Consider the following 13,850-nt stretch of genomic DNA (forward strand, 5'->3'; position numbering starts at 1 on the left):
CTCCAAACAAGGTCTTCGATATCATGCACGTGGCGAGGTAATACACTCTGCAAACTTTAAAACCGTCGTTTGCGTGGCATAGTTTGAGTAGTTTTTCTGTTAAAAGGCAGTTTATACTCACTTAGCTTAGCTTCATAAGCAAAGGACTAAACGACTTATGTCGAATGGATGTTGGCGGTAAACAACAGCGACACCTAACAATCAATAAAATGAGGCATTACCCCGTGAAAGGCACTCATCTACTATCTACTCCCCTCCCCTTGTGGCGTGCGATTAGAACAACTGCAATCACTGCAGCAACGACCGGTTTACTGCTGGCTTGTGCACAGACCCCCGCCGTTCCAGAATCAAGTTTTACGATCCAGGACTGGCTTAACAACGGCCGTAAAGCCGCTGAAAATCAAGACTGGGCCACCGCCCAAACTGCTTTCGCCAATGCCCTAAAAGCAGACCTTTCAAACGGCTATTTGCAAACCCTTAATGGCCTCGCTTACGACCAACTCAGCTACGACGATATAAGCCAAGCAGAATTTGCCCAAGTTGCCTATGACAATGCCCAAGATCTAGCCCCCGGCCAATACTGGGTTTCATTAATGCAAGGTTTTCTGGCCTTAAGACGCAATGAGCCCGCCGCCGCGATTCCACATTTCACCCGCGCCGCAATGGATGAAGAGGCACAATGGGAAGCGGCTTACGGGTTAGGGGTTGCCGCTTACTATACCGGCGATTTAATGTTGGCCGAAGCCTCCGTGCGTGAAGCGCTGCGTCATCAAGCAGACCGCCCTGAGGTTATTCGCCTATCGGCGCTCGTTCGCGCCGCCTCTGGAAACGAAGAAGCGCTAAATGAAGTGGGCCGCTACGCGAAATTAACCACTGATCAAGCTGACGCCGCCTGGTTGCAACAGCGCGTAGAACATTTACTCAGAAACACATTATTCCAAGAGTCGGAAGCCGCCATAGCACTAGCGCAATATAACGGTGGAAACGCTGACACTAGCGTAAGCGCAAACGAGACTGAAAATTACGCGGGCCTATATGAAAATTCGCCTCCTCAGATTTCGGTAGACGTCACCATCATTCTGTCATCGGTGTCAAAAAGTCAGCGGCGCGGCATTAACTTATTAGATGCCCTTAGCGCAACCTACTCGCTCGACCGAAGCTATTCTAAAACCACCCAGGAACAAACCGGCGCCGCCCCATTTAGCTCCGCAGTAAAAACCATCACACGTAATATTGGTATTCCGCAAATCAATTACAACCTAAATTTATTCAATAATTCAGGTCAGTATTACAGTGTGCTTGCTAGGCCCTCGCTGACCGCTTACTTAAACGAAACCTCAGATTTTTTTGCGGGACGTACAATCAATGTCAGTGTTAACGGGATACAGTCGGGCAATATTATCCCCATTGATATCGGTGTATCGCTGACCGTCACACCGCAATCGATTACTACCGACAACACTATAATTCGCGTTGCCGCTAATCGCTCCTTCCTTTCCGCCAATGAGATTGGTCAATTTAGGGAATCGCTAACCACCTTCAAGCAACAAGTCTCGGCTATGGCCGATATTAAATTTGGTCAAACACTAATTTTGTCAGCCTTATCTGAAACGGTACGAGACGAATCAAACTCCAAAGTGCCACTTCTTGGCGATGTACCGATATTGTCGACCTTTACCAAAGAAAAAAATGTAGCAGAGCGGGAGGAGTCGATATTGATTTTAGTCACACCGCAACGACCAAGCGTGGCGAATCTCAATATTCAAGCCCTGCGCAGTGACGAGACCAAGCGCTTGATACGATTTTGGGAGAGTATGGCTGATCCGACCAGCAATGTTGGTGACATTATAAAAAGGCTTGAAAAGATGCCTATCTTCCGCGAGGCTCAAAAAGCTGACATTTCCTATAAACTTCCCGAAGAAAAGCACATTGTGAAACGCGCATTGGACTCGACCTACCGTCTTGCGACAAGTTTATAGCGCCCAATATACTGCGCCGCAATTTATAGCGGCGCAGTTTTACAAATCCCCCGCAATTACTTACGGAACTGCTTAAAATCTGCTGGGCGTTTCTCCATGATCGCCACAACCGCTTCAATATTTTCCGGTGTTCCAGCCAAACGAGACATACCTTCCGCCTCCCCGCCCATTGCAGAGTGAATCGCCGCACGGTGCACACTACGCATTAATTTTTTGGTTTCCACTAGAGATGGTATGGGCCAATGGGCAATTTCCCGCGCTTTTTCCATCGCGCGTTCCAAGACCGATTCATCGTCGAAGGTCGCAGTGGCAATCCCTAAATCAACGGCCTTTTCAGCGTTTACCCACTCTGAGGTATACATTAGTTCGGCGGCTTTACGCGCGCCAATAATGGCCTGCAACTGATAGCTGCTGCCCCACTCCGGCACCAAGCCCAAGGCAGTAAAAGGAAAGCGCAAACGCAAACTACTGCCGACGTACACCACATCGGTATGCAGCAATAAAGTCGCGCCACCACCCACTGCAACACCGCGGGCCGCGCTGACGACCGGCTTATCGAAGTCCACCAGGGCTTTGGCTGAAATTTCAAATGGATGCTCGCCGTCAGCCTCTGAAAAATCATTGAGATCAACCCCGGATGAGAAATCTTTTCCTGCACCAGTAATCACGACGCAGGCCACCTTCGGATTGTCACTGGCGGACACCAGGGCATCTCTAAACGCTAGCCACTGCTCGTTATTGAACGCATTTTTCTTGTTAGGCCGATTTAAAGTCAGCAATAAAACGCCGTCATCATCGAGTTGCTGCAGTACGGTATCGCTCATGGTTATCCTTATATTAGTGCTAATTATAGAATGTCACGGTGTCCGCCAAAGCAGCTCTCTCGGTGCGGCAGCCATTGACGGAATTTGCGGTATCTTCATGACCAAAGGAAATGCCAAACAATAATTTATTGCTGGAATCAATGTCGAGTTCCTGCCTAACTAAATCACAATTGAAGCTCAGCGCCGTCTGTGGGCAACTTGCCAAACCATGGGCGCTAAGACTTAGCATAAGCGTCTGGGCATACATGCCCAAGTCGGCAGCTTCACGAAGGCCGAAACCCTCTGGTAGGAATAAAAAAGCGACATGAGGTGCGCCAAAGAATTCATAATTTTTCATGAACTGCTCATTGCGCGCCACTTTATTGTCACGGGTAATCCCCATGGCATCGTACAAATCAGCCGCGGCCTTATATTGACGCTCTTTGTACACACCCTCGTATTTACCATCGTAAGGGAAATCCATAGTCCATTCGCCGGCACTAAACGCCGTTGGAATCTTGCCACGCAGATTCTCTATACTTGTACCGCTCGCCACCGCAATCTGCCAAGGCTGAGTATTGCAGTTAGATGGCGCGCGCTGTGCGAGTGTGAATATCGATTCTAAAACTGACTGTGTAAGAGGCTCCGGCAAAAATGCGCGTACCGAACGGCGCGCATTAACAAGGTCACTAAACACTTCTAAGGTTTTGCTCATCATCTCAATCCGTTTGTTTAATTACACCGCTATTCAAAAACTGCGTTATTGCATCGTCATCCCACCCCAAACCAGCCATTATAGACACGGTGTCAGCGCCTTCTGCGACTGGAGAATGCTGAATCTCACCCGGTGTGCGGGAAAACCGCGGCGCTGGAGCGGACTGCAAAACATTGTCTCGACGGACAAGATTTTTCCTAACCGCATTGTGAGCATAGTGCTCAGCCTCATCCATATCTAATATCGGCGCAACGCAGGCATCACTTCCCTCGAACAAGGCGGCCCATTCATCCCGCGTTTTTTCTAACAGCCGCGCCGCCATTTGCGCGCGCCGCGCCGGCCACTGCGCCTTGTCCATTTGAGCAAAATAATCGCTGCCACCAAAATCCAAACCTAGAATATCGAGCAACTGCGCGTAAAAATGCGGCTCAATAGCGCCCACAGAAATAGAGCGACCATCTTTACATAAATAGCTTCGATAAAACGGCGCACCGCCATCCAATAAGTTTTGCTCGCGTTCCATGTCCCAATACTGAATGCCCTTTAAGCCGTAAATGGTACTCAGCAAACTCACGGTGCCGTCGCATATTGCCGCATCCACTACCTGACCAAACCCAGACTGCTTGCGTTCATGCAATGCCGCTAGCACACCCAATAACAAAAACATCGAGCCACCACCCAAATCGCCGATGACGTTTAAGGGGGTTGGTGGCGCCTCACCTGCCGTGCCAAAGCTATCTAATAGCCCTGTTATCGCAATGTAATTAAGGTCATGGCCCGCCTGTTTAGCCATCGGGCCGTCCTGCCCCCAACCTGTCATCCTGCCGTAGACTAAAGCAGGATTACGTTGCGCACAGATATCAGGCCCCAAACCTAATTTTTCCATTACACCGGGGCGAAAGCACTCTATAAGGACATCGGCAGATTCAAGTAACTGCAAAACGACCTCGACGCCCTCTGGGCTTTTTAGATTTACCGCAATGGATTTGCGTCCCCGCGCGGTCACGTCTCCCGGATGGGCGCCTAGACCACCACCACTCACGCGATCGATGCGAATCACTTCGGCGCCGAGGTCAGATAACAACATACAGGCATAAGGTGCAGGACCGATGCCTGCCATTTCGATAATGCGTAAACCGCTCAGCGGACCGGACATGGCGTTACTCTCTGAATAAGCGGAGTGAGTCAAACAAGGAAGGAGCGCAACGGCAGTTCAGAACCTGAACCCCGTTGCGCGACAAGAAGATTTACTCGCCGGTAAATACCGCAGGTCGTTTTTCTTTGAAGGCGCGCATGCCTTCTTTCGCGTCTTTAGAGCCAAATACCGGACCTGCCAATATATCCGATTTTTGCATCGCGTCGTCTTCGGCTAAATGCTCGGTGTGCTCACGCAATGAGCGCACCACGGCTTTAACAGCCAAGGGACCATTTGCACAGATTTTAGCCGCTAATTTTTTAGCCTCTACTAGGGTTTCACCCTTGGGCACCACGCGATTGATCAAGCCGAATTCCAAGGCTTGCTGCGCAGTGACGTGCTCGCCCAACAATAGAATCTCGGCAGCTAGGCAGTACGGAATCTGCTTGCGCAAGCGAATGGTAGAACCGGACATAGGATACAAACCGCGCGCCACTTCCGTTACACCAAAAATGGCGTCTTCAGCGGCAACCCGAATATCCGTGCCCTGCAATATCTCAGTACCGCCAGCCAATGCATAGCCTTCCACCGCTAGCAATAGCGGCTTGCAGGGACGATTCTCGCGAAGTAGGGCCTGCCAATGAATATTTGGCACCGTGCCCATCAAGTCCATAAATTCTTGAGTAGTACCTTGATCACCATCCGGACCGACTTTCAAATCCATACCCGCGCAAAACGTATCGCCATTGGCGGTAAGAATAGCGCAGTACAAATTGTCATCTTCGTCCAATAAGCGCCACGCCTTATACAAGCCCAATAGCATTTCTGGATTAAAGGCATTTTTCGCTTCTGGTCGATTAAGCGTGACAATCAAGACATTGCCTTCTTGTTCAACAATACACGTCTTCGTGCTGATGGCTAATTCGGTTGCCATGGTGTTAACTCCATAAAAATTAGTTTAAGCGACTGCGCCCTTGCCGCTTTCAGCAAACGCCTTTGCGGTTTTATAGTCAGGTTTACCACTGGGAGCGCGGGGCAATTCGTCGATAAGATGGATTTCACGCGGCACTTTGTAGCCGGCAATATGCTTGCGGCAATGGTCTTGAATATTCTCCAAGCTCAATTGAGTACCCTTGCGCGGCTGTATAATGGCACTTACACGACTTCCCCAGCGTTCATCTGAGACACCAACAACCAAGGCATCAAAGATACCGTCGTGAGCTTTCAGTGCATCTTCCACTTCTTCAGGGAATATCTTTTCACCGCCGCTATTAATGCAATTTGATCCACGCCCAAACACGGTGATTGAGCCATCATCTTCTAGCTTAGCGGCATCGCCGGTCAGCAACCAGGTTTTGCCATCAACTTGAATAAAGGTCTTTGCAGTTTTTTCAGGGTCGTTGTAGTAACCGTTGGGTATGTAACCTGCGCGGGCAAATATGCCAGTTTCACCTAACTCGGCGTGACGACGCGGTTCACCTTCAACGTCAATAATGACGTCCATAAAATCTGTACGGGTAACATTACCGAGGCCAGATGCCGTCTTTTTGCTGCCGTTATCCATGCCCATTTGGCCACCTTCAGATGAGCCAAAACTATTGGTGATAAAGACATTGGGGAAATGCTTTTTAAACGCTTCCTGTTTAGCGTCTGAGAAAATAGCGCCGCCGGAGCCCACGTTAAACACCGCACTTAAATCCCAGCGCTCAGCATTGCTTTCCAAGGCATCCAACAATGGAATTGCCATCGCATCGCCGACTATCTGCACCGCATTTACTTTCTCATCGGCGACAATTTGCCACACGGCTTCGCCATTAAACGAGCGCTGATGATTCAGCACTAAGGCATTGCCCGCCAATAACTGAATACAGGCGTACCACCAAGACGCGCCATGCATCAGCGGTGCGAGTGCGATACCACGCAGCGGATGTTCGGTCACGCGGCTCGCCATGTCCTCTGGCTTTTCACAAGCGCCCAGCGGAGAAAAATGACCGCCGCCGCCCATTGCGGCAAAAAATACGTTTTTGTGCGGCCACATTACGCCCTTGGGCATGCCGGTAGTGCCGCCGGTATAGAGAATGAAATAATCATCCCCAGAGCGCTCTGCAAAATCGCGCCCCTTATTCTGCGTATCCCGAACAGTGTGATAATCCACGGCGCCAATTGACGACAGTGATTCGTCGCTGGCATCGGCAACCGATATACACAGTTTTAGGGTCTTGGCAGCACTGCGAACTTCAGCAATAGCCGGAATGAATTCACGATGATGAATACAGGCAACCATGTCTGCGTTGTCAAAAATATAAAGCAGCTCATCTTTAACATAGCGGTAGTTCACATTGATCGGCACCGCGCGAATCTTAAAGCAGGCTAACATCGCCTCAAGATATTCGTTGCAGTTATACATATACAAGCCGACGTGATCACCCGCTTTAACACCCTGCGACGCAAGGTAATGTGCCATCTGGTTGGCGCCGGCATCTAACTCCGCATAGCTACAGCGGCTAGTACCGCACACCAACGCCTCGCGCTCCGGTACTTTGTCGGCAACGGCTTCAAACAAATCAGCGAGGTTAAAATGCATAGCCATATTCTCTATCCCTTATTTTTTTTCTGAGCGAGTGTCGCAATCTTTATTGAGAAATGTTCATTTAACAGGCTAGCAAAACGTAGCCTGAACAAACAATCTACCAATGTACCAAGCGCAAACTGGCCTCGCCATCCTCCCAAGGGACGAGACTGTGAAGCCAGTTTGCAAACTCAGTTAATTACGCTTTCTCTGAGCTGACAACCCACATCGAGTAAAACTGTGCACCACCGCCATAAGCATGTCCCAGTGCTGTTTTAGCACCATCAACCTGATGATCACCTGCTTCACCACGCACCTGTTGTGCGGCTTCCGCAAAGCGAATCATCCCAGACGCGCCAATTGGGTTAGAACACAATACACCACCAGACGGATTCCAAGGTATATCGCCGCCTTCGGTCAATGAGGTTGCGCCTGACATCGTTAATTCCCAACCTTTACCCTCATCGGCAAAGCCAAGGTTTTCTAACCACATCGGTTCGTACCAGGAAAACGGCACATAGATTTCGGCGCAATCAAGATCTTTACGCGGGTTGTGGATACCAGCCTGCGCATACACGTCTTTGGCACAATCAATACCGGCGCGCGGGTTAACCTGCTCACGGCCTGCATACATGGTTGGTTCAGAGCGCATCGCGGCACCGCGTATCCACGCCGGCTTGCGGGGCGACTTGGCTGCCAGTTCCTCGTTAGCGATAACCATGGCACAAGCGCCATCAGAAGAAGGGCAAGCCTCTAAGAAGCGCAGCGGTTCCCACAACATGGGGCTGTCTTCTACTTCCTTCATCGTAATTTCAGGTAGTTGCAAATGCGCCAATGGGTTCTTTGCACCGTGCAAACGATCCTTTACCGCCACTTTTATACCTGCATCATACGGCGCATTCGAGCGGCGCATGTACTCGCGAATAATCGGCGCAAAATAACCACCAGCACCGGCATTTAAATGGGGAGAAAACGGCTGTGGATTTGACAGCGCCCACATCGCATTAGACTCAGACTGTTTCTCGAACGATACGGTCAAAATGCGTTTAAACACGCCACTTTGCACATAGGTTGCAGCTACGATGGCGGTAGAGCCACCCACTGAACCCGCCGTGTGAACACGCAACATTGGCTTGCCATTACAGCCCAGCGCATCGGTCAGATAAAGCTCAGGCATGATCACACCTTCGAACATATCTGGCGCTTTACCAATAATTACCGCGTCAATATCATTCCAGGTTAAGCCCGCATCTTCTAGGGCGTTAACAGCGGCTTCTCTCACCATACCCGCAATAGATACGTCTTTGCGTTTGGTTTTATATTTCGTTTGGCCTACGCCAACAACAGCAGCTAACTGAGCCATTATTTCGCCTCCAGTACGGTAATCAGGTTTTGTTGCAAGCACGGACCTGATGTCGCGTGGGCAACACCGCGTTTTGCTTCACCACGGATAATTCGCATAGCAACTTCACCGATACGCGACAGCCCAGATGCCATCATGACATTGCCAGCAAGCACACCGCCCGACGGATTAATCACTGTGTCATCACCCAAACCTAAGGCCTTTTTGAGAATAATTTCCTGGTGACTAAACGGCGCGTAAAGCTCAGCAACATCCACTGGCCCATCTGCCACGCCCGCCGCTTTGCCTGCAATTTCAGTTGATACTGAACGGCTTAAATCACGCGAGCCAATATGGTGAGTCTCAATACGATGATCGATCCCCTTGATAATCGCGTACGGCTTGCCCCACTCTTCGGCTTTCTCGATGGTGCAAATAATCATGGCACAGGCACCGTCAGAAATTGGGCAGCAATCATGACGACGCAAAGGTGACACGTAGGTCGCTTCTTTAAGCAAATCCGCTACCGTTTGATCACCCTTCAATTGCGCATGGGGATTTTTCAAGGCGTTATTGCGCGAACGCGCTACTACTTCGGCCATATCGGCTTCAGTGATTTCACCCGAGTCGAGCATGGTTCTCGCCTGCATCGCAGCAAACGCAATGGTGTCTACCCACAGCGGCGCGAGGTAATACGGATCAAGTTGCTGAGACAGCACTATCGGCAGTTCACCCGGAGAAGATTTACCAAACCCGTATAGCAGCGCTGACTCAGCAGTACCCATCTGGATTTTCAACCACGCTTCATAAAGCGCCCATGCCGCATCCATTTCCACATGCGACTCTTTGATCGGCGGCACCGCGCCAAGCGCGTCAACACCGGCAACAAAGGCAAACGCCGCACCCTGCTGATAGTCGCAACTACCTGAACAGGTAAAATCCACATCCTGCGCACTTTTAATTCCGGTTTGCTTAAATACTTCGGTGAGCACCGGCATAATCAGCTCAACTTCGTTTTGCGCACCAGCGTCGCGCTGGCAATTTGATTGCGCAAAGGCAACTATCGCAACATCACGCATCTTATCGGCCCTCATCAATTAATTTGCCAATTTGATCTACCGGCACATCCGGCTCATCAATTGGCTTAAAGTACTGAATATTTTCCATGGCATAGCCCCACTCTGCTTCAGGCTTCCAAAGTGCTTCTACGCGCATACCTATGCGCACTTCCTCGTTTTTGCATTCGCTGAGCAGGTGCAGGAAGCTCAAGTTCGCACCGTCTAATACCAAGTTGGCAATAACGTAAGGCGGCTTAATCGGGTTACCTGGGATAGGAATATAAACAATGGTGAAGGACTCAACGGTGGCCTTATTGCCCAAAGTCACTTCTTCTTCCGTCGGTACGCCACAGGCAGCACAAGAGCCACGTGGTGGAATGTAGACATTGCGGCAATTTGGGCAGCGCTGGCCAACCAACTTACCTTTTTTCATCGACTGCAAATAACGTGCAGTGGCCTTACCGGCAGTGAAGTTATAGGTAAGGTAGATCGGCGCTTCCATACCGGTGATCTGCTCGTCAGACGTCGCGGGCTTCAACTCACCCAACAACGCCACCGCCTCAGGCACAAAACCATTCACATCGCTCATCAAGCCCTTGGTTTCTTCTGCCCAACGCACTTTTACGCGCATACCGGTGCTCATTGCAGCTTCGTCGCCGGCATCAACCCAGTGCAGCATTGGCGTGTCTGCGCCGTCCAGTTGAATCATCGCCCAGGCGAATGGCTTATCACTGGGATGTGCTTTACGAGGTTCTTTAACCCAGCACCACGTCTTAACCACACCTGCATCGGCCACATCGACAAATTCCGTCAATGCCGCTGCACTAATTGGATCAAACTCCACCGGCGGCATCAGCACTTTGCCATCGCTGGCTTTAATGCCAACCATTTTGCGAGCGCGCAAGGAGGTCAAAAACTGACCCACAATAGGCCCGGTGGACCGCGTATAGGTATAGCCTAGCGTAAAGGCTTGGCTAAGAATTTCAGCCGATGACGACATCAGATCTCTCCTTCGTGTTTAAATTAGGTCAACAAGCACGCCATAAGCTCGCACCATTAACCCGCTTGCCAAGAAGTATCTCCGCGGCCCCGATGTTGAACAATGTCGCTGCTGATCAAGTAAATGACAAAAACGATCAGGGCGGCAAAGAAAGCCGGACGTCGGGGGTCTGAGGACTGAGGTCTGACGAACTTACTAGAGGCTGAATGCTGGACGGGAGACGGAAGACGCAAAGGAGGCAAGTCGGAAGCAGCATGCTAAGTCGAGAGCTGCTAAATCAAGTTTTTCGGAATGTTATTAAATCACACTGCGGACTGCTTTTGATTTTATCGTCAGTCGTCTGACTTCCGACGCCCGACCAGAGCGTCGATTTCGCGTCTTCCGTCTTCCGTCCAGCGTCAGGCTTCTTAGCGACCCCCTTCGCCCTCCGTCGCTATTTTGCTAAAGTAGCAAGGCAGTCAACAAATCAGAGCAATAATGAAAACACCTTACCAGCACCGCAACCCCGCCGTTCGTTACCTATTGTTTGTTATCGGATGGATTTCTTTCGTACTCGGCATGATCGGCCTGCTGTTACCTGTGATACCAACAACGCCCTTTCTATTGCTCAGCGCCGCCTGCTTTCTGCGCAGTTCGCCCCGTTTTTATGTATGGCTGACCGAACACCGCTGGTGGGGAAAGTACATACGCTATTATTTAGACGGCCAGGGCATTCCCCGCCGCATCAAAATTGGCATTATCGCGATGCTCTGGATCACCATTCTGACCAGCGCCCTACTCATTGTAAAAATCCACTGGCTCAGTGTGATGATGATTTCAGTGGCGGCAATAATGACGGTATATATTGCCAAACAGGCAGAACCGAATCTAAACGAAACAAGCGAAAGCCCTAGAAACTCGTAAGTCTACCCCCTAAATACGGTGTTCATCTCATCGCTACTTGGCCGTAAATTAAGTCGAGTTATTGCCCAAATTAAAGCGGTTATTAAACAGAGTGAGAAACACCTCATGAAACAACTGTCTATCATTGCATTAGCCCTGGCATTTATCCCCATCGCTAACGCAGGTTTCTCTTTATCCGGCCAACCCGAAATCAAGGAGGAGGCCTATACATCCCAGCTCGCCGCCCTGCGACAAAAAGCCCTGAACACCATCAAGGTAAGCGGAGAAATGCCTGTTTACCAGGGAGAACTCTCCATTGCGCCGCTGGTTGTTAAAATTGATTTTCAGAAAACAATCAAAGTAGCTCAGGGCGTATCCGTCTTAGGCGAATACACCCCCTGGCTAAACTTAGAACAATCCATCTGGGGTTTTGAAGAAGCGATCGACAGCGCTGACGAAAAAATTACCGCTCGCATTGAAGAATTGATGGAGGGCGACATCTGGGCTGTGGATGAGTCGACGAAAAGCGAATCAAGCAAACTAATTTATTTTCCCGTCGACATGCCCGCCTTAAACCGCAAAATGCCGAATTATAACCGAACCTTCGTTGCCCTCGACTCCTTTGGCTTTAGCGTTGAAGATCTACTAAAGGCAACTAATATTGAGCTTATCGACGAAGATGAACTGGATGGTGTGGTTTTCTTTCCCTATATTAATCTCGCTTTACACAAGCAAACAGCAACCACCTCGGTAATGAACGGCGAGCTGATGATCAACTATGTCGCCGCCATCAACGGTTACTTCGCCATCTGCAAGAAAAAGTTCTGCTTTAATGCGGAATTACCAAACAATACGTACTTTGACTTAGTGATTCCCCTCGTTCATCGCAAAGAAGCCACATCGGACGAAACACACATTGCCGCGCGCGAATTTGGCGAGCAGCTGATGGCTGACTTAATTACTGAATTCACCTTAGCCGCATTTGAAAAATTCACCGAAATAGTGATTGATGAAGACGAGGAATAAGACCTCCAACAAGATCTTGTTGGATGGGATACATAATGCCAAAGGTAGCGGACCAAAACACAAAGCTTTTGTGTCCGCTGATTTGCCTTGCTATGTAAAACTCTTTGCAAGACCCATTTAGCGCTTAGGCGTCTCGCCATTAAACCCAGACGCTAATGACTTTGTGACGGCCGATATAACTAGCCTACCAATCAACTCGCCAAGCAAGACGTGCTTACCGCAAAAGGCTATCTCTTCAGGACCATCCCCACTTACAACAGCTATAGCATCTGTTCCAGTTCCCGTCGCAAGCCGCTGAGATACCGGACTTACAACACCGACATCTTGCAACGCAGCTGCCTTGCCCTCTGTGGCAACCATGACTGCTTCTAACATAGCAGCATCAGTCAACTTGGCCGAACAAATCAAAATAAGATTAATAGTGCCAACGTGTTTTGATAATGCCAGCACTTCCTGCACATCAGCTTTATCTCCAGCACGCCGAGCGTTGTCTATACCTGTGGTGACCAAAACGGTTAAATCTATTCCCTCTACGCAAGACTGCTCAATACGGAGCGAAGACATTGGCGCCGCCGTCATCATGCCGACAACATTGCCTTGCCATCCTTGCTGTTCTGCATAGTTCCGCAAGCTCACATCGGGGGCTTCAATTGTTGATGAATCTTTGGGTACTTTTCGATTCACAATATGATCAGCTTTAATTATGCCACCATTCAAAATGGCCGAGCTCAATACTCGCTGAGGGGACGAAAAAGCAACGTGTAAATGGTCATCATTTTGATGCAAATTGGTAAAATTATTGATTTTTAAAATCATGTCTACAAGATGTCAATTGTGGTGAGAAAAGGCCACCGAGTTACATATCGCCGCGTTCACCGGCTTGTCCGGTGCAACGCTTGTAAGATCGTCGCCTTTTTGGCAGTTGATCCGAGCCTTCACTTTTAATCGCCCCAGATGCCGCTAATCCGAGCAAGCGACGAAACTTAGGACATTCCATATGGCTCGGAGCAAAACAGACAGCTGCATGCCTAAGTCCATCGCGCATCGCTATCAGCTTTTGGACGGTGCTATCCAGTTCGTCTGCCTTTTTCGCCAGCAGTTCTCTATCAATATTTGGGCTTCCATTAGCTCCTACCATTTGAGCGATTTCATCTAGTGAAACCCCGGCTGCACGCCCCAGCGCAATCAATGCAAGCCTCTCCAAAATATTGGCCCCAAATACCCGGCGCAGCCCTTGCCTACCAACAGATTTGATCAGGCCTTTTTCTTCATAAAAACGCAATGTGGAGGCTGGAACCCCGGAACGTTTGGCTACCTCTGCGATGTCCATAAATTGCTCTT

General features: G+C 49.7%; 13 protein-coding genes. 3 read left to right on the forward strand and 10 right to left on the reverse strand.

Annotation, left to right across the window (positions count from 1 at the left end; translation table 11 throughout):
• The first annotated feature begins 224 nt into the window (after positions 1-224).
• Positions 225-1,979 (forward strand): secretin GspD/PilQ domain-containing protein, encoded by a 1,755-nt coding sequence (locus KXJ70_RS13150; RefSeq protein ID WP_219043968.1) that lies wholly within the window; start codon positions 225-227, stop codon positions 1,977-1,979.
• Between the two features lie 56 nt (positions 1,980-2,035).
• Here the strand turns inward: KXJ70_RS13150 and KXJ70_RS13155 are convergent, their stop codons facing one another.
• The 8 genes from KXJ70_RS13155 to KXJ70_RS19405 form a co-directional block, all read right to left on the reverse strand.
• Positions 2,036-2,803 (reverse strand): enoyl-CoA hydratase/isomerase family protein, encoded by a 768-nt coding sequence (locus tag KXJ70_RS13155; protein WP_219043969.1) that lies wholly within the window; start codon positions 2,801-2,803, stop codon positions 2,036-2,038.
• Between the two features lie 19 nt (positions 2,804-2,822).
• Entirely contained in the window at positions 2,823-3,497 is a 675-nt protein-coding gene (locus KXJ70_RS13160) for a nitroreductase (protein WP_219043970.1), read from the reverse strand.
• A 4-nt stretch (positions 3,498-3,501) separates the two neighbouring features.
• Positions 3,502-4,653 carry a CaiB/BaiF CoA transferase family protein gene (locus KXJ70_RS13165; RefSeq protein ID WP_219043971.1) on the reverse strand — a complete coding sequence of 384 codons (1,152 nt, stop codon included), beginning with the start codon at positions 4,651-4,653 and terminating at the stop codon, positions 3,502-3,504.
• A 91-nt stretch (positions 4,654-4,744) separates the two neighbouring features.
• A complete protein-coding gene (locus KXJ70_RS13170) occupies positions 4,745-5,566 on the reverse strand; it encodes a crotonase/enoyl-CoA hydratase family protein (RefSeq protein WP_219043972.1) in 822 nt (273 codons plus the stop codon).
• Between the two features lie 24 nt (positions 5,567-5,590).
• Positions 5,591-7,222, reverse strand: a complete 1,632-nt coding sequence (locus KXJ70_RS13175; protein ID WP_255558455.1) for an acyl-CoA synthetase — start codon at positions 7,220-7,222, stop codon at positions 5,591-5,593.
• A gap of 178 nt (positions 7,223-7,400) precedes the next feature.
• On the reverse strand, positions 7,401-8,564 hold the full coding sequence (locus KXJ70_RS13180; RefSeq protein WP_219043973.1) for a thiolase family protein: 1,164 nt from the start codon (positions 8,562-8,564) through the stop codon (positions 7,401-7,403).
• Entirely contained in the window at positions 8,564-9,637 is a 1,074-nt protein-coding gene (locus tag KXJ70_RS13185; protein ID WP_255558456.1) for a thiolase family protein, read from the reverse strand. Before KXJ70_RS13185 ends, KXJ70_RS13180 begins: the two co-directional genes overlap by 1 nt.
• A complete protein-coding gene (locus KXJ70_RS19405; RefSeq protein ID WP_255558457.1) occupies positions 9,624-10,601 on the reverse strand; it encodes a Zn-ribbon domain-containing OB-fold protein in 978 nt (325 codons plus the stop codon). Before KXJ70_RS19405 ends, KXJ70_RS13185 begins: the two co-directional genes overlap by 14 nt.
• 477 nt (positions 10,602-11,078) lie before the next feature.
• Here KXJ70_RS19405 and KXJ70_RS13200 point away from each other — a divergent pair, with 477 nt between their 5' ends.
• Together KXJ70_RS13200 and KXJ70_RS13205 are read left to right on the forward strand one after the other, a co-directional pair.
• A complete protein-coding gene (locus KXJ70_RS13200) occupies positions 11,079-11,504 on the forward strand; it encodes a YbaN family protein (RefSeq protein ID WP_219043974.1) in 426 nt (141 codons plus the stop codon).
• A gap of 105 nt (positions 11,505-11,609) precedes the next feature.
• A complete protein-coding gene (locus KXJ70_RS13205) occupies positions 11,610-12,509 on the forward strand; it encodes a hypothetical protein (RefSeq protein ID WP_219043975.1) in 900 nt (299 codons plus the stop codon).
• A 117-nt stretch (positions 12,510-12,626) separates the two neighbouring features.
• Here the strand turns inward: KXJ70_RS13205 and KXJ70_RS13210 are convergent, their stop codons facing one another.
• Together KXJ70_RS13210 and KXJ70_RS13215 are read right to left on the reverse strand one after the other, a co-directional pair.
• Positions 12,627-13,325: an adenosylcobinamide amidohydrolase gene (locus KXJ70_RS13210; protein ID WP_219043976.1), complete on the reverse strand. Its 699-nt coding sequence runs from the start codon at positions 13,323-13,325 to the stop codon at positions 12,627-12,629.
• Positions 13,326-13,365: 40 nt separating this feature from the next.
• Positions 13,366-13,839 carry a helix-turn-helix domain-containing protein gene (locus KXJ70_RS13215; protein ID WP_219043977.1) on the reverse strand — a complete coding sequence of 158 codons (474 nt, stop codon included), beginning with the start codon at positions 13,837-13,839 and terminating at the stop codon, positions 13,366-13,368.
• Positions 13,840-13,850: the final 11 nt, after the last annotated feature.

Source organism: Zhongshania aquimaris (assembly GCF_019312595.1).
GTDB classification, from domain to species: domain Bacteria; phylum Pseudomonadota; class Gammaproteobacteria; order Pseudomonadales; family Spongiibacteraceae; genus Spongiibacter; species Spongiibacter aquimaris.